Annotated in this window: 14 protein-coding genes; 7 read left to right on the forward strand and 7 right to left on the reverse strand. The window is 37.1% G+C overall.

Going from position 1 to position 16482, the window contains the following annotated elements; genetic code table 11:
- From CGC57_RS12205 to CGC57_RS12220, 4 genes are read left to right on the forward strand one after another with little or no spacing between them, the layout of a single operon-like run.
- Complete coding sequence (locus CGC57_RS12205; RefSeq protein ID WP_095899333.1) at positions 1 to 1173, forward strand: metallophosphoesterase; 1173 nt, start codon at positions 1 to 3, stop codon at positions 1171 to 1173.
- Between the two features lie 27 nt (positions 1174 to 1200).
- The gene (rfbA, locus tag CGC57_RS12210) at positions 1201 to 2079 is read left to right on the forward strand and encodes a glucose-1-phosphate thymidylyltransferase RfbA (protein WP_095899334.1); all 879 of its coding nucleotides are present in this window, start codon (positions 1201 to 1203) and stop codon (positions 2077 to 2079) included.
- An 8-nt stretch (positions 2080 to 2087) separates the two neighbouring features.
- Positions 2088 to 3452 (forward strand): DNA repair protein RadA, encoded by a 1365-nt coding sequence (radA, locus tag CGC57_RS12215; protein WP_095899335.1) that lies wholly within the window; start codon positions 2088 to 2090, stop codon positions 3450 to 3452.
- A 12-nt stretch (positions 3453 to 3464) separates the two neighbouring features.
- Positions 3465 to 4880 (forward strand): lipopolysaccharide biosynthesis protein, encoded by a 1416-nt coding sequence (locus CGC57_RS12220; RefSeq protein WP_095899336.1) that lies wholly within the window; start codon positions 3465 to 3467, stop codon positions 4878 to 4880.
- A 12-nt stretch (positions 4881 to 4892) separates the two neighbouring features.
- On the opposite strand, the gene ybeY is transcribed toward CGC57_RS12220, so the two are convergent.
- Together ybeY and CGC57_RS12230 are read right to left on the reverse strand one after the other, a co-directional pair.
- Positions 4893 to 5312: an rRNA maturation RNase YbeY gene (ybeY, locus tag CGC57_RS12225; RefSeq protein WP_095899337.1), complete on the reverse strand. Its 420-nt coding sequence runs from the start codon at positions 5310 to 5312 to the stop codon at positions 4893 to 4895.
- A gap of 3 nt (positions 5313 to 5315) precedes the next feature.
- Positions 5316 to 5531: a YgaP family membrane protein gene (locus CGC57_RS12230; protein ID WP_002678703.1), complete on the reverse strand. Its 216-nt coding sequence runs from the start codon at positions 5529 to 5531 to the stop codon at positions 5316 to 5318.
- A 613-nt stretch (positions 5532 to 6144) separates the two neighbouring features.
- Between CGC57_RS12230 and CGC57_RS12235 the strand changes: the two genes are divergently transcribed.
- The 3 genes from CGC57_RS12235 (at position 6145) to CGC57_RS12245 (ending at position 10081) form a co-directional block, all read left to right on the forward strand.
- Positions 6145 to 6792, forward strand: a complete 648-nt coding sequence (locus tag CGC57_RS12235) for a collagen-like protein (protein WP_095899338.1) — start codon at positions 6145 to 6147, stop codon at positions 6790 to 6792.
- Positions 6793 to 6804: 12 nt separating this feature from the next.
- A complete protein-coding gene (locus CGC57_RS12240; protein ID WP_095899339.1) occupies positions 6805 to 9267 on the forward strand; it encodes a leucine-rich repeat protein in 2463 nt (820 codons plus the stop codon).
- A gap of 277 nt (positions 9268 to 9544) precedes the next feature.
- Positions 9545 to 10081, forward strand: a complete 537-nt coding sequence (locus CGC57_RS12245) for a hypothetical protein (protein ID WP_095899340.1) — start codon at positions 9545 to 9547, stop codon at positions 10079 to 10081.
- Between the two features lie 182 nt (positions 10082 to 10263).
- On the opposite strand, the gene CGC57_RS12250 is transcribed toward CGC57_RS12245, so the two are convergent.
- From CGC57_RS12250 to rsfS, 5 genes are all read right to left on the reverse strand, one after another.
- Entirely contained in the window at positions 10264 to 12204 is a 1941-nt protein-coding gene (locus tag CGC57_RS12250) for a TonB-dependent receptor plug domain-containing protein (protein WP_095899341.1), read from the reverse strand.
- 70 nt (positions 12205 to 12274) lie between these two features.
- Positions 12275 to 12988, reverse strand: a complete 714-nt coding sequence (locus tag CGC57_RS12255; RefSeq protein WP_095899342.1) for an HmuY family protein — start codon at positions 12986 to 12988, stop codon at positions 12275 to 12277.
- A gap of 98 nt (positions 12989 to 13086) precedes the next feature.
- The gene (locus CGC57_RS12260; protein WP_002678688.1) at positions 13087 to 14070 is read right to left on the reverse strand and encodes a polyprenyl synthetase family protein; all 984 of its coding nucleotides are present in this window, start codon (positions 14068 to 14070) and stop codon (positions 13087 to 13089) included.
- A 50-nt stretch (positions 14071 to 14120) separates the two neighbouring features.
- Positions 14121 to 16088, reverse strand: coding sequence for an ATP-dependent zinc metalloprotease FtsH (ftsH, locus tag CGC57_RS12265; RefSeq protein ID WP_002678652.1), 1968 nt, complete (start codon positions 16086 to 16088; stop codon positions 14121 to 14123).
- A 4-nt stretch (positions 16089 to 16092) separates the two neighbouring features.
- Entirely contained in the window at positions 16093 to 16464 is a 372-nt protein-coding gene (gene rsfS, locus CGC57_RS12270; RefSeq protein WP_095899343.1) for a ribosome silencing factor, read from the reverse strand.
- Between the last annotated feature and the right edge of the window lie 18 nt (positions 16465 to 16482).

The following is a 16482-nucleotide window of genomic DNA, read 5'->3' on the forward strand; positions in this document are numbered from 1 at the left end:
ATGAAAAAAACATATATCACTTTTTTAGCATTTTTATGCTGTTTTATTTTAGGCAATAATTGGTTACAAGCACAAGAGTTAGTGCCCATTCTCAGTCAGACTCGTTTGCACAAAGATAATTCTAAATCAGGCTTTGATGGACCTTATATTTTTTATACTGACAAAGGAATTGTTGTAAAACAAGTTGGTGAAAAAAAAGGTGTAGTAGTGCCCTCTGTTCGAATATTTGCTAAAGATATAAAAGGTAAAAAATTCACGGCACAACTCATTGATAAAGAATCTTTTAGTTTTAAAATTAAAAAAGAACTAAAGAATGAAAAATCTGTGTACAATATGCCTGAAAAACTTATTGCTATTTCGGATATTGAAGGTGAATTTGAGGCTTTTAAGCAGTTCTTGATAGCTAATGGGGTGATGAATGCTAAATACCAATGGAAATACGGCAAGGGGCATTTAGTAACAGTAGGTGATTTTTTTGATCGCGGACTTTGGGTTACACAGACTCTTTGGCTTATCTATCATTTAGAACAACAAGCTGAAAATGCAGGGGGTAAAGTACACTTTATACTTGGCAACCACGACTTGATGAATATGAATAACGACTTCCGTTATGTGCGCAAAAAATACTTCCAGAATGCTTCTCTATTACAAGATGAATACCTACACTTCTACAAGCCTGATACAGAATTAGGGCGCTGGTTGGCTACCAAAAATATCGTTGAAAAAATAGGTGATTATGTGTTTGTACACGCTGGTATTTCTATAGAAATTGCCAATTTAGGACTCACTGTACAAGAACTAAATAACAAAGCTCGTGACTACTATTTTGATAATCTAAAAGCACGAAAACGCAAAGATAGCTTGTATAGTATTCTCTATCAGTTTGGTATAAGTCCTACGTGGTATAGAGGTTGGGGCAAACAAACTATTGATACAACCGAAGCCGAAACTATTTTAGAACGTTGGCAAGTAGGTAAGTTTGTTATAGGGCACACACTTCACAGTGAGGTAACTTACCTGATGAACAAACGTGTTATCGACCTTGATGTAGCTCACGCCAAAGGGGTAGTACAAGGTTTGCTGATAGAAAATGGCAACGAATATAAAGTAGATAATAAGGGAGAAAAATCAGTGATTATTGAGAATGCTGAAATCCCTAAAGATGATGACTAACGAATAAAGACTAAAAACTAACAACAAATGAAAGGAATTATATTAGCAGGAGGTTCAGGCACACGCCTTTACCCCATTACAAAGGGAGTTTCTAAACAATTACTCCCTATTTATGATAAACCAATGATTTACTATCCGTTATCGGTATTGATGCTCTCGGGCATTCGAGAGATATTGGTAATTTCTACCCCTCAAGATTTACCTGGTTTTGAGCGCCTCTTAGGTGATGGCTCTGATTTTGGCATTCACCTTAGTTATGCCGAACAACCTAGTCCCGATGGCTTGGCTCAAGCGTTTATCATAGGAGAAAAATTTATAGGTGATGACGATGTGTGCTTGGTATTAGGAGATAATATCTTTTACGGACAGAGTTTTTCAAAAATGCTTTCTCAAGCAGTAGAAAATGTAACAAAAGAACGTAAAGCTACCGTTTTTGGTTACTACGTAAAAGACCCTGAACGCTATGGAGTAGCCGAGTTTGACAATGCAGGTAATGTACTTAGCATTGAGGAAAAACCAGTACAACCTAAATCTAACTATGCAGTAGTAGGGCTTTATTTCTATCCTAATAAGGTGGTGAAAGTAGCTAAAAACATAAAACCTTCTGCTCGTGGTGAACTAGAGATTACTACGGTAAATCAGAAATTTCTGAATGATGGAGAACTAAAAGTACAACTTTTAGGGCGTGGTTTTGCGTGGCTTGATACCGGTACTCACGATTCACTTAGCGAAGCATCTAACTTTGTAGAGACCTTAGAAAAACGCCAAGGACTCAAAATTTCTTGTTTGGAAGAAATAGCCTATCGCAAGGGGTGGATTACCGCTGAAAAATTGCAAGAACTCGCCAAACCAATGCTCAAAAACCAATATGGACAATACCTTTTGCAGATAACAAGTAATAGGTAACAAGTAATATGGCAAAACTAAAAACAGCATATTTCTGTCAGAATTGCGGTGCGCAATATAGCAAATGGCAAGGACAATGTTACACTTGCAAGCAATGGAATACCATTGTGGAAGAAGTCGTACAGAAAGACACAGCTCCTGCTTGGCAAGAAAAAGAATCTCCTATCAAAAATAAGGCTACTAAGTACATTCCTATTTCTCAAATCGATACCCAGCAAGAGCCACGCCTCAATAGCAACAATCACGAACTGAACAACGTGCTAGGGGGGGGCATAGTACCTGGGTCGGTAACACTTTTAGGAGGAGAACCAGGGATAGGCAAGAGTACGCTATTGTTGCAAATAGCTCTTAACTTGCCCTATCGTACACTCTACGTATCAGGAGAGGAAAGTGAAAAACAGATAAAAATGCGCGCCGACCGTATTCCGCATAAGCTCGATAATTGCTTTATTCTCACTGAAACTAAGACGCAAAATATCTTCCAACAGATAAAAGAACTCTTGCCCGAAATCGTGATTATCGACTCTATCCAAACCCTTCAATCCGATTATATAGAGGCATCAGCGGGGAGTATTTCTCAAATTAGGGAATGTACCTCCGAACTGATTAAGTTTGCTAAAACTACTCACACTCCTGTAATACTTATTGGGCATATTACTAAAGACGGACAAATAGCAGGACCTAAAATATTGGAGCATATGGTGGATACCGTTCTGCAGTTTGAAGGCGATCGTAACCACGTATATCGTATCCTACGCTCACTGAAAAACCGTTTTGGTTCTACTTCCGAATTGGGTATTTATGAGATGCTTAGCAATGGATTACGCGAGGTGAACAATCCTTCAGAAATTCTTATTTCCAAAACTGATGAGACGATTAGCGGTACTTCTATAGCTGCCACCTTAGAAGGTATGCGTCCGCTGATGATTGAAATACAAGCCCTCGTGAGTACAGCGGTATATGGTACGCCTCAACGCAGTACTACGGGCTTCAATGCCAAACGCCTCAATATGCTTTTGGCAGTGCTTGAGAAACGCGCAGGATTCCGCTTAGGTGCTAAGGACGTCTTCCTTAATATCACTGGAGGGATTACCATCGACGACCCTGCAACCGATTTAGGGGTGGCAATGGCTATCCTATCGTCCAACGAAGATATAGCGATTGAAAAGGACGTCTGTTTTGCCGGCGAAGTAGGATTAGGCGGTGAAATACGCCCTGTACAACGTGTAGAGCAACGCATTACTGAAGCTGAAAAATTAGGATTTAATACCATTTTTGTTTCTAAATACAACAAAATAGCTCTCAAAAATACGAAGATAAAAGTTATAACAGTCGCTAAAATAGAAGATGCGATACAAGAATTATTTGGATAAGAAGAACGCCTTATGTTGAGAAAACTCTTTAAAGATACCATTATTTACGGCATTGCTACTGTACTCCCTCGTGTGCTAACTCTATTGCTCACAAGGCTGTACGTGAATAAACTCGATACTGCCGATTTTGGTATCTATTCAGGGTTGTTTGTCTACCTTATCTTGGGGAATGTACTGCTGTCTTATGGTATGGAAACAGCTTTCTTCCGTTTTATGAATAAAGGCGAACAGAAGAAAAAGGTGCAATCTACCGCACTTACTTCTCTTACAATCAGCTCTTTGTTTTTCCTGCTGATTGCCTACTTATTGCGACACTTTATTGCTTCTTGGCTGAATTACGATGTGCAATATATTGTCTTTGCCATTTATATATTGGTACTCGATGCCTTAGTGGTCATTCCGTTTGCTTGGCTTAGGAATAAAGGCAAAGCCAAACTTTACGCAATGGTAAAGATAGGTAATACAGCCTTAAATTTAGCGCTTAATATCTACTATCTAAATTATTTGTCTGCTGAAAATCTCGCAACAAACGGTGGCGTATACTACATTTTTTTAGCCAATGTGATTGCTAGTTTAGCGACATTTATTGTGCTACTGCCTATCTACCTCAAAATACGTTTCAAATTCTACTATCCTCTTTGGAAAGAGATGATGATCTACGCTTTTCCCGTACTTTTGGCGGGCATCGCTTTTGCTGTGAACGAAGGTTTTGACCGTGTGTTTTTGCGTATGCTCCTCCCTGTTGATACAGCCGATGGAACGATAGGTATCTACTCGGCTTGCTACAAAATGGGGGTGTTTATGAACCTCTTTGTCACTGCCTATAAACTTGGTATAGAACCCTTTTTCTTCAGTAGTGCCCAAGATAAGAATGCACCTAAAACTTATGCACGTATCACCGAATACTTCATTGTGTGCGGAGGCTTTATTTTGCTCTTTATTACCGTATTCACTGATGTTTTTAAACTTATTTTGATACCTAATAAAGCCTACTGGGATGCGCTCTGGATTGTGCCTATTATCTTGTTAGCTAACCTTTGTTTGGGTATTTACCACAGTCTTTCGGTATGGTACAAAGTAACTGATCGCACGAGCTTTGGAGCGATTGTATCCTTAATAGGAATGGCTATCACGGTAGTGTTCAACTTTGCACTTATTCCTTGGCTTAGCTATAGAGGAGCTGCGCTGGCTACTCTCATTACCTATGCTGCAATGATGTGTATCTCCTATTATTACGGACAAAAGTACTACCCGATACCCTATAAAAAAAGGAAGATAAAAATCTTCCTTGGTATGAGTGTACTTTTCTCTTTTGTGAATTTCTACGCCTTTGGCAATAGCATTTATATAGGTATTTTGTTTCTGCTTATCTATGGCTATTTAGCGAGCTTTGCAATCAAGCTAAAAGCGTTGCGGTCAAAAGCGTAGCGCGATAGGCAGTTAAAGTTGGTCAAATAGCAACATCATTTCCTCTTCTTTTTGTCGCATTAGCGCACTGTCTTTGGGGGTTTTATCTTTATACCCACAGAGGTGCAACAACCCGTGTGCCAATACTCGCAACAGTTCTCTTTGGAAAGGCACTTTAAAGATTTCGGCGTTTTCCTTTACGCGTTCTACCGAAATATAAATATCCGAATGGAGTACTTTTTCCTCAGTATAATCAAAGGTGATGATATCGGTGAGGGTATCGTGTTGCAAATACTCTACATTTATTTTATGCAAATACTCATCATCACAAAAAATATAGTTGATATTGCCTGCCTCTTTACCTTCGGATTTAGCAACACTTTTTACCCAGCGTTTTACCGAATTCTTATTATAAGGGAAGACAAAAGGAGTTTCGTTAAAAAAAGAAGTCATAATCTAACTATTTTTTTCTTTAGGCTTATAGGTGCTGATACCTAATAGCGCATAAATAGGAGAAAAATTGATGAGAATGGTTACCAATAGCAAAATAGAAACGCCTGATAACACCGAAGCAATAGTTATAGAAAACTCGTTGAAATACCCCAAAATTGCCGTAATCACGATAATAAGCAAGCGGATATTCTTGTCTAAAGTGCTTATATTTCTTTTCATATAGTTATGTTTTTTAACAATTTGAGGACAAAGGTACAAATAATTTGTAAATTAGCAAATTTGCAATTAGTAAATTCATTAAACTCTTCTATGTGTAAAAAATACAATCTCATTATCAAGTGTTTAATAAAAATGTTACTATTTTTATGGTAAAAAATTAACAGAAAATTTGCACACTACAAATATTTGTTGTAATTATGCACCCTAAAATATAGAAAAGATAAGAAGCGTTAGCTTTTGTCCTGTCGTGCTGGAAACTGGAAACTTTCACTACAACACAGAGCAAAAGGTTTAATGCTCATCGCCTTTATAGGCGTGAGTGAAACCTATTTGTGTTGTAAGGTGATTCCAGTACCTCAGGCGGCAAACAGTGTTACTCACGCTTTTTTTATTGTCTTCTATTTAAATTATATCGCAAAAAGCGTTAGCTTTGTTCTGTTGCCTGAAAACTGGAAATTTTCAAAATTGCAACACAGAATAGGTTAGCCACTCAGTGCAAAGGAAGCACCAAAAAAAGTGCTTTCCTTTGCCGTATGCAACTTCTTCTAAATTTAGAATAAAGTCCTCTTCGCTTTTTTACGTGTATCGTAAACAATTCTAAATAATTATACTAATGAAAAAGATGTTTTTTATAGCAGTAGCTATGTTTGCAATGCTTACCACTGTGAGTTGTGGTAAAGAAACCATTACTGAGCGTATAGAAGTACGCAAAGGCAACCTTATTCATTCTGGTTATGGAGTTCCCTCATCTTCTTTGGGAGAAATAGGCGATTATTATATCGACCTACAAAACGTACATCTCTACGGAGCCAAAACCTCACAAGGTTGGGGTACCCCTATCAACCTAAAAGGTGAAAAAGGCGACCGTGGTGAAAAAGGTTTTATGGGTTGGCAAGGTGATAAAGGTGAAAAAGGCGATCGTGGACAAAAAGGTGACCAAGGTGAAAAGGGTGAACGTGGACAAAAAGGCAACCAAGGCGAGAAAGGTGATCAAGGAGAAAAAGGAGATCGTGGAGAAAAAGGAGATAAGGGCGACAAAGGTGAAAAGGGTGAGATAGGGCAAAAAGGAGACAAAGGAGCTAGCACTGGTGAGAAAGGCGATAAAGGAAAAGATGGCGCTAGAATTTACGGAGGTACTTCAGCTCCAAGACCTTCTTTAGGAGTAGAAGGTGATTGGTATATTGATACCTTAAACAAAAAACTCTACGGACCTAAAACTAATAGTGGTTGGGGGCAAGGTGTAAGTATTTTTAACGATTAAACAACAAACACAATGAAAAGAAGTATTATAATAACGGTGTTTTGCGCTTGTGTAGCTTTCCTCTTTTGGCAGTGTAACAAAGAAAGCGTTGTAGAAAAAGTAGAGTACCAGCGTGGAAACATAGTACATTATGGCAGTGGAGCTCCTTCCTCTACCATAGGCGAAATAGGGGATTACTATTTTGACCTTTCAGTATCCGACCTTTATGGAGCTAAAACCGAAAGCGGTTGGGGTGATCCTGTTAGCCTAAAAGGAGATCGCGGTGAGCGTGGAGAACAAGGAGAACAAGGTGAGAAAGGCGAAAAAGGAGAGACTGGTGACAAAGGCGAAAAAGGCGATAAAGGAGCTCAAGGTGATAAAGGACTTACAGGCGACAAAGGAGAACAAGGCGACAAAGGAGAGCACGGAGAAAAAGGTGTTAAAGGAGACAAAGGTTACCAAGGAGATCGTGGTGAAAAAGGAGCAACGGGAGAGCAAGGAGAGCAAGCTGGCACTAAAGGGCAAAAAGGAGCAAATGGAGCACCTGCTACACGTATTCATTTAGGGCAAGGAGCTCCCGATAGCAATATAGGAAACATAGGAGATTGGTATGTAGATAGCCAAAACAAACGTATCTATGGACCTAAAAAATACAATGGTTGGCGAGAGTACATAGATGAATATGAACATTCTATAATTAACAGTTCTGATTATACGCTTAACGAAGATAAAACTGAATTGATACGTTGGAATAATTTGAGAACTACTTTTATAGATATGAATATTATTTCAGACTTTAAAAATGTCAAGATAATAAAAGCAGGGGCTTTTCAAAATTGTAAGAATTTGGTAAATATAAAAATATCTGATAAAGTAACGACTCTTGAAGATCCTTATTATAGAAATTATTATGATCATAAGGAAGGTGTTTTTGATAGTTGTATTTCTTTGAAATCAGTGACGATTCCTAATAGTGTAACAGGTATAGGAAGTTATACTTTTAGAGGTTGTACTTCTTTAAAATCTGTTACTATTGGTAACGGTGTAACAAGTATTGGAAATAGTGCTTTTTGGGGTTGTACTTCTTTAGCATCTATTACTATACCTAATAGTGTAACAAACATAAGGGAAGGCACTTTTATTGGTTGTACTTCTTTAATATCTCTTATTATTCCTAATAACGTAACAAGTATAGGAAGTAAGGCTTTTTTAGGTTGTACTTCTTTGAAATCTATTACTATTCCTAATAGTGTAACAAACATAGAAGAAGAGGTTTTTTTGGGTTGTACTTCTTTAGCATCGATTACTATTCCTAATAGCGTAACAAGTATAAAAAGTTGGGCTTTTAAAGGTTGTACTTCCTTATCATCTATTACTATTCCTAATAGTGTAACAAATATTGGATATGCTATTTTTCAGGGGTGTACTTCTTTATCATCTGTTACTATTCCTAATAGTGTAACAGATATTTCAGGAGCCTTTGGAGGTTGTACTTCTTTATCATCTGTTACTATTCCTAATAATGTAACAAATATTTCAGGAGCTTTTAACGGTTGTACTTCTTTATCATCTGTTACTATTCCTAATAATGTAACAAATATTTCAGGAGCTTTTAACGGTTGTACTTCTTTATCATCTGTTACTATTCCTAATAATGTAACAAATATTTCAGGAGCTTTTAACGGTTGTACTTCTTTAGCATCTGTTACTATTCCTAATAGTGTAACAAGTATTGGGGAGAGTGCTTTTTCAGGTTGTACATCTTTGAAATCTATAGTTATTCCTAATAGTGTAATAAGTATTGAGAAAAATGCTTTTAGAGATTGCTCTAACTTAACAACTTTTACACTTCCTGAAAATATTGAAACTATTGGAGAATATGCCTTTTCAGGTACTAAAATAACATCTGTTACAATTCCTAGGAAAGTTAAAAAACTGAGTGATTATGCGTTTTCTAATTGTAGAGCATTAGAAACTGTTACAATACTTTGTGGTTATAATGATTACGATAAGAGTAATATTGAAAATCAAGCTTTTAATAACACTAATGTTAAACAATTAATTTTAGGGAATAGCTTTATAAATTTAAGACATATTTATATGCGAAGTGTTGAACATATTATCTTACTTGAAGGAGTAGAAAAAATAGAAACTCTTCCATTTTCAGAAAAATTAAAGGAAGTATCATTTTCTAACACAGTAAGAATTATTGATGAAAATGTTTTTAAAGGATTCAAATCTTTAAAGTCTTTAACCTTTCCTAAGAGTTTAACATATATTGGAAATACAGCTTTTGAAGGAAGTGGAATTGAAAGCTTAACATTTGAGTCTAATACTCCTCCAAAAATAGAGCTTTTTAGTTTTTATATAGAAAATAGAAAAATAAGAGTATTAACAATTTATGTTCCTAGAGAAAGTGTTAATTGGTATAAAATGATATGGAAAAATAAGTTTACTAGTCAAGGTAATCAAGTGTGGATTGATCCTAAGTCATAATTGATAAGTGTAGTGTTTAATAAAGATTGTTAAAATTAGTCTATTTATCAAATAGATAGATAATAAGACTTAAAATCTTTATCTAATAACTTCTAAATTAATGTGTAAAATGAAAGTAGAAAAAGTAGGTTCGAGCTACAAAAGCAGAGAACCTCCAAGAGAAAAAGCTGTAAATACTAAAACTAACTTTTTGAATTGTTTTACAACAACGTTTAAATACTTTTTAAACTGCTTGTAAAACTTCTAACTGAGTACAAACCATAACAAAATAACAAGTATGAAAGTAATACTTATTCAAGGTGCTGAAAACACTGGTAAAACTACATTGTGTAACCAAATAGATGAGTGGTTGCAAAGAGAATCATTAAAAGAACAAAGAAATAATTTTAGAATAGAAATGACAAAACATTTCTCTAAGAAAAATGACTTTTTTGCTGTATATGACATATACACAAATAAGACAGATAAAGCTCAAGAAGAACTAGATTCTTTTAAGGCAAGAATTTTGATTAACTCAGGTTCTGAAGCAGAATGTATTACTTTTTTTAAAAAATTTTATAAAAATGATCGAGGAAAATACTATAAAAGTAATCCCCAACCAGATCTTCTTATTACTGCTATTAGACCTTTAGGTACTGATTTATATGATAAAATGAAAGACGTTTTAGGATTGAATTTAAGTGATTTAGAGAACGTAAATTTATCGCCTAAAACAAACTATTCATACAAAGAAGATACTTTTAATAATCTACTAATTCAATTAGAAAAAACACCACTTGAGCTTATAAAAGAAAAAATTAGAGCTCTTTTTTAAACCAATAAGAACCCCCCGCTGTATTTCTATATAGTGGGGGTTTCTTTTGTGCTATAGTGTCTATAAACTTAGAGGGGGGGTACCAAATGCTTTTGTATAATACTCTTCAAAATTGTTGGTTATCAATATAATCAACTTTGCGAAAGGTCATAAAATTTCATTTTTCACTTTTCACTCTTCATTTAATAGTTCCATTTGAGTCCTAATGAGTAGGTTCTTCCTTTTGAGATGCTGGAGTAGAAACTGGTAGTAGGGGTGATGTAATTGAAAAGGTTGTCAATTCCAGCGGTGAGGGTGAGGTGATAGGGCAGTTTGGAAAAAACTTGTAACAGCCATATACTATAAGGTTCGTAATAGGTATAGAGTAGGTTGTTGCTGGTGTCGGTTTCGTGAATACGAGTGGCACTCACGTATTTGCCACTAAACACTATATTAGGAATGTAGAGGGCATTGTGTTTGGGGATATATTCAGCTTTTAGGGTAAGGGTATGTGGACGGTTTTCGTTGGCACTATTGCTAATGTAATAGTACGCATACGAGGCTTTGAAACGCAAGGCTTGGGTAGGGCGATAAGAGGCTGCGAGTTCAGAGCTTATAATTTGTGTTTTGTCCTTGAAATTGATATAACGGATGGTGTCGCTGGCAACTGTCCAACGATAGTCTATTTTGTCTTTCATTAGTGAGAGTTGCGTCATAGCGGTAATATTTACTTTGGGGCTATCAAAATCTACGGAAAAATTAAAATTGTTACTACTTTCGGGTTTGAGGTCTTTGTTACCTATTATTTGGAAACCACCTCCCCAAGGGTGAAACCAATTGGTGTAGAGTTCTTTAAGGGTAGGGGAGCGGAAGCCCGAAGAAAAGCCCCCTCTAAAGGTGAAAGATTCTACTTTTAGCATTCCTGAGAGGCGATAGGTGAAATGTTCTTTAAAGAGAGAATGGTAATCTACACGCACCCCAGTAACCAAAGTAAAGGCTGGAGAGAGCGTCCATTCTTGTTGGATGAAAAGGGTATAGTTTTGAGCGTTTTCTTTAGCTTCAGTACCTGTTTCGTTGAAACGGAAGCTGAGGAGTTCATCTGAAAATATTTCAGCTCCTGCTACTAAGGAATGTTTCGTCCATAACGATTGATTGTATTGTGCTCCTGCACGTGCTAAAGTGTTCTCGTAATTCTTTTCTTTTTCTTTTAATAAGGGAAAATAGTTAAACTTGTCGTAACGATCAAAAGCTCCTGAGAGACTTAGTTTTTTGCTTTCGGTGAGAGCTGTATTTAGTTTAGCCGACATAGTATAGTTGTAGTATCGTTCTCTTTTTCTTTCGGCATCGCGGTCGCCTTGGTTGCGTTCGCTGAAATAGTAGTTAGGTGTAAGAGTAAGGTCGGTTTTAGGTGATAGATTAAAAGAAAGTTTTGGGGTAATCCCATAGGTTGTAAAACCAGCAATGTTGAGTTCACTTTTAGGAGAGGGTTCTGCTACACCATTTTTGTAGGTAATGAGCGGCTCGCGGTCTTTTAAGAGATAAGGTTCGCGGAAATTATAGAAAGAAGTAAGGCGGATATTGCCCCATCGTTGTTTGCTGCCAATACCTATATTAGCTTTGTGACTTTCAATAGTTTCATACTGATAGCTGAGGTCACCTTCAAAAGATTTTTTGGCATTTTTAGTAATGATATTGATAACACCTCCCAGTGCATTCGATCCATAGAGAGAAGAACTCGCCCCTTTGATAATTTCAATGCGCTCTATATCCTCCAAGTTGATTCGGTTATAATCGATATTATCAAAAGTTTCACCTGCCATACGCTCACCATCTATTAAGAAAAGCACGTATTTACCTCCAAATCCCATCATATTGATGTTAGGCATTCCCCCATTGTACGTAAAGTTGATACCAGCAAACTCTGTTTCTAAAAACGATTGAAAGTTGGTTGCTTGTGATTTACGGATATCTTCAGCAGTTACAACTTGTACTGTAATAGGTACATTTTTTAAGTTTTTTTGAGCACGTGTAGCTGTTACGATCACTTCTTTTAAGTTGATAAGGTCGTTTTGAAGTGTATCGTTTTGAGCGAAGATAAGTGAGGAATATAAAAATATAAAGGCAGCAATATAAAACTTTTGCATATTGGGTAGATTTATAGAAAAGAGGCTGCCTATAGCAGACAGCCTCAGTTATAAAGCTTGTTTTTAAATATTATTTAAACTCGTTTTTATCGTTAGCGATTTGGTATTTAAAGGTTATGTAACCTGTTTCATCTTTGGCATTTTTATAATCAGTAAGTTGGATTTTAACAAATTTACCAGCAGGTGTTTTTACTATATATACCCAATTGTTATAGGTGTAACTAGGGGCAAGTTGTTTTCCATTGGGTTTATAGTCCATTGTGAGCCAGCCATTGTTGTGAACGATAGAAGATTTATCTATTTTTGCAACATTAGGCATTCTAGAAATCATATTCCAGAAGTTTTCTCCGTGTGCGCCAGATATTACGCGAGAGGCATTTGTAGTCCCTAATCCTCCTTGATTGTTTTGACCTCTTTCAAAAACATAGATAGAGCCATCTACTGTAAAGGAAGCGGTAGAAGAAGCGGTAGCAACTTTGTCCCAATCGGTTTCATTAGTAGTTAGTGCGCCACCATTACCACTGCCAGAAGTACCGCTGTTAGTTCTTACACTATAACGATTGAAAGCGATATCCCAATCGGTAGTGGTAGGGGTTGCTGTAGTGGAAGTTACTACACCATTTTCAAAAGAAAAGTACACCCATTTGTCATAAGATGAAGCATCAACTTTTTGCTCTTTGTAAGGGAGTTTAGGAGCTTCCGTTTTTTTGTCGTCTTTACTACAAGAAGTAGTAAACATCATTAATCCTGCTATAATTGCAGGGGCTAAAAATTGTAATCTCATATTTTTAGTTTTTATATGTTTTAATTTTAACGGTGCAAAGATAGTAATTATTTAGAATTATACAAAACAGTTTAGTATTTTATTTTGTAATACAGGGACTAAATTTTTCTATCGATTACGTAATTTACCATTAAGGTAAGAGCTTCTTTATAAGAGGAAGCAGGGAAATCGTTGAGAATATTGAGTGCTTTTTGTTGAAACTCTTTCATTTTGGCAGTAGCATATTCTAATCCGTTGTGAGTTTTTACAAAGGAAATCACTTCTTTTACACGCTTTTTGTCTTTGTTGTATTTCTTTACCGAATTGATGAGCCATTGCTTTTCTTTTTCTGTACAAGTATTGAGTACATAGATAAGAGGGAGGGTCATTTTCTGCTCTTTGATGTCTATACCAGTAGGTTTTCCGATTGCATCTTCGGTATAATCGAAGAGGTCATCTTTTATTTGAAAAGCCATTCCTATATACTCGCCAAAGAGGCGCATTTTTTCTATGAGTTCAGGTTGTTCGGGCTGTACTGAGCAAGCTCCCATTGCACAACAAGCCGCAATAAGGGTCGCTGTTTTTTGTCGGATAATCTCGTAGTAAACATCCTCTACAATATCTAACCGACGTGCTTTTTCTATTTGTAAAAGCTCTCCTTCACTCATTTCGCGCACAGCAACTGAGATAATGCGCAATAGGTCGAAATCACCATTGTCTATAGAGAGGAGCAAGCCTTTAGAAAGCAGATAATCACCTACTAATACAGCTATTTTGTTTTTCCAAAGAGCATTGATAGAAAAGAAACCACGGCGTTTGTTACTATCGTCTACCACATCATCGTGCACCAAAGTAGCGGTGTGAATGAGTTCTATAACTGAAGCACCCCTATAAGTACGTTCACTTACTTTACTGTCATCAGAAAGCATTTTGGCTACTAAGAAAACAAACATAGGTCGCATTTGCTTGCCTTTGCGATTTACTATATAATAGGTGATGCGATTTAGCAAGGCTACTTTAGACGACATTGAATTGCGGAACTTCTGTTCAAAAAGTTCCATTTCTTCGCGTATAGGTTCTTTTATTTGAGCAGTTATTTTCATTTTGTTTTATATAAATAAGGCTTCCTTTTGCAAAAGGAAGCCTTTAAAATTTATTCTGTAGGAGAAGTATTTTCAGTTTTTAAAGGAGTTTCCTCTTCATTACTATTGTGAGGATCTTTAAACTTGCGTTTTCCAAAAATATTCTCAAGGTCATCTCGGAAGATAACTTCACGATCTAATAGCAAGTTAGCCAAAGTGGTGAGTTTATCTTTATTCTCGGTGAGGATATCAATAGCACGTTGGTATTGCTCTTCTATGATTTTAGAAATTTCTTCATCGATGAGGTGAGCTGTTTTCTCACTATACGGTTTGGTAAAACTATAATCGGACTGGGCAGAATCGTAGTAGGTAAGATTACCGATTTTTTCGTTGAGCCCATAAATAGTTACCATTGCGCGGGCTTGTTTGGTTACTTTTTCGAGGTCGCTGAGAGCACCTGTAGATATTTTATTGAATACTACTTTTTCGGCAGCTCTACCGCCAAGGGCAGCACACATCTCATCGAGTATTTGTTCGGTGCGTACAATTTGTCGCTCTTCGGGTAGATACCAAGCTGCACCGAGTGACTGTCCGCGAGGCACAATAGTTACTTTTACCAATGGAGCGGCGTGTTCTAATAACCAGCTTACGGTAGCGTGACCTGCTTCGTGGAAAGCAATAGCCTCACGCTCTTCAGGAGTAAGGATTTTAGTTTTCTTTTCCAAACCACCTACAATTCTATCTACTGCATCAAGGAACTCTTGTTTGCTCACAGCTGTTTTACCTTTACGTGCTGCAATAAGGGCTGCTTCGTTACAAACGTTGGCAATATCAGCACCTGAAAAACCAGGAGTTTGTTTTGCTAAGAAATCGATATCTAAGGTTTCAGCAGTTTTTATAGGGCGCAAATGTACTTGGAAAATCTGTTTGCGTTCGTTCAAGTTCGGGAGTTCCACATAAATTTGGCGGTCGAAACGCCCAGCACGCATTAGGGCTTTATCCAAAATATCAGCGCGGTTCGTAGCGGCAAGTACAATTACATTGGTGTGAGAGCCAAAGCCATCCATTTCAGTAAGCAATTGGTTGAGCGTATTCTCACGCTCATCGTTAGCACCAGTCATTGCGTTTTTACCACGAGCACGACCTATAGCATCAATCTCGTCGATAAAGATAATAGATGGAGATTTTTCTTTAGCTTGTTTGAAGAGATCGCGCACACGAGAAGCGCCCACCCCTACGAACATCTCTACAAAATCAGAACCAGACAGAGAGAAGAAAGGTACTTGCGCCTCACCTGCTACCGCTTTAGCAAGGAGTGTTTTACCTGTCCCTGGAGGACCTACAAGCAGAGCTCCGCGAGGTATTTTACCCCCTAATGAGGTATATTTATCGGGGTTTTTGAGAAAGTCTACAATCTCTTGTACCTCTTCTTTAGCACCTTCTAAACCAGCTACATCTTGGAAAGTTACGCGAGTTTCTTTCTTTTCGTCGAACATACGCGCTTTAGATTTTCCGATACTGAATATGCCGCCAGGTCCACCAGCACCTGCCATACGGCGCATAACAAATATCCATAACCCTATGACAACTATAATAGGCAAGAGAGTGAATAGCAAATCGCCGATTACATTTTGTTGGGTTTTATTCTCACGAGTTGTGCTAAGGTTGTTATCTTTTACAATTTGGTCGAAGCGATTTTCGAAATTGCTCAAGTCGCCTAATTCAAAGCGATATTGAGGTACTTCGCCCGCATTAGCCCCCTGCATAAGAGAATTGCCTGTAGGTTTCACCTCTTTGTGTTCTTCTTTTTTAAGGGCATCCTCGGTGAGGTATACATTAGCCTCTTTGCGGTTTAAGATGATGATTTTAGCTACATCACCATTACTGAGGTATTCCTCAAATTTAGATTGAGGAATTTCTTTAGGTTGAGACCAAAAGCTCGCTCCTGAATAGTAATTGAATCCTATGAGAATGAGCAGTAATACGCCGTATAGCCAGTAGGCTGAAAAGCGATTTCCGTTACTTTTGTTATCCGACATATATTTAATAGTTAGTTTCTAAATTGATAAATTTGGCATCACCCCAAAGACCTTCGAGGTCGTAATGCTCACGTACTTTTGTTTGGAAGATATGAACGACTACATCTACATAATCGATGAGAATCCATTCGGCGTTGGCTTCGCCTTCAACGTGCCAAGGGTGTTGATGTTCATCGGCTTGGCTGACAATTTTTTGGATAGCTCCTGAAATAGCCGATACTTGGGTGTTAGAAGAACCATTACACAAGATAAAATAATCGCATACGGTATTTTCAACCTCGCGTAAATCCATAATGGTGATATCAGTGCCTTTTACTTTTTCTATACCAGCAATAATATTGCTAATAAGCTGGTTTGATGATATTTCTTTATTCAATGTTTTTTGTTTTTATAG

This window comes from Capnocytophaga sputigena (assembly GCF_002302495.1).
GTDB lineage: Bacteria > Bacteroidota > Bacteroidia > Flavobacteriales > Flavobacteriaceae > Capnocytophaga > Capnocytophaga sputigena.

Excerpts from the sequence above, each read along its gene's own strand:
- CGC57_RS12205 (WP_095899333.1), top strand. The coding sequence starts at position 1 with ATGAAAAAAACATATATCACTTTTTTAGCATTTTTATGCTGTTTTATT.
- rfbA (WP_095899334.1), top strand. The coding sequence starts at position 1,201 with ATGAAAGGAATTATATTAGCAGGAGGTTCAGGCACACGCCTTTACCCC.
- radA (WP_095899335.1), top strand. The coding sequence starts at position 2,088 with ATGGCAAAACTAAAAACAGCATATTTCTGTCAGAATTGCGGTGCGCAA.
- CGC57_RS12220 (WP_095899336.1), top strand. The coding sequence starts at position 3,465 with ATGTTGAGAAAACTCTTTAAAGATACCATTATTTACGGCATTGCTACT.
- ybeY (WP_095899337.1), bottom strand. The coding sequence starts at position 5,312 with ATGACTTCTTTTTTTAACGAAACTCCTTTTGTCTTCCCTTATAATAAG.
- CGC57_RS12230 (WP_002678703.1), bottom strand. The coding sequence starts at position 5,531 with ATGAAAAGAAATATAAGCACTTTAGACAAGAATATCCGCTTGCTTATT.
- CGC57_RS12235 (WP_095899338.1), top strand. The coding sequence starts at position 6,145 with ATGAAAAAGATGTTTTTTATAGCAGTAGCTATGTTTGCAATGCTTACC.
- CGC57_RS12240 (WP_095899339.1), top strand. The coding sequence starts at position 6,805 with ATGAAAAGAAGTATTATAATAACGGTGTTTTGCGCTTGTGTAGCTTTC.
- CGC57_RS12245 (WP_095899340.1), top strand. The coding sequence starts at position 9,545 with ATGAAAGTAATACTTATTCAAGGTGCTGAAAACACTGGTAAAACTACA.
- CGC57_RS12250 (WP_095899341.1), bottom strand. The coding sequence starts at position 12,204 with ATGCAAAAGTTTTATATTGCTGCCTTTATATTTTTATATTCCTCACTT.
- CGC57_RS12255 (WP_095899342.1), bottom strand. The coding sequence starts at position 12,988 with ATGAGATTACAATTTTTAGCCCCTGCAATTATAGCAGGATTAATGATG.
- CGC57_RS12260 (WP_002678688.1), bottom strand. The coding sequence starts at position 14,070 with ATGAAAATAACTGCTCAAATAAAAGAACCTATACGCGAAGAAATGGAA.
- ftsH (WP_002678652.1), bottom strand. The coding sequence starts at position 16,088 with ATGTCGGATAACAAAAGTAACGGAAATCGCTTTTCAGCCTACTGGCTA.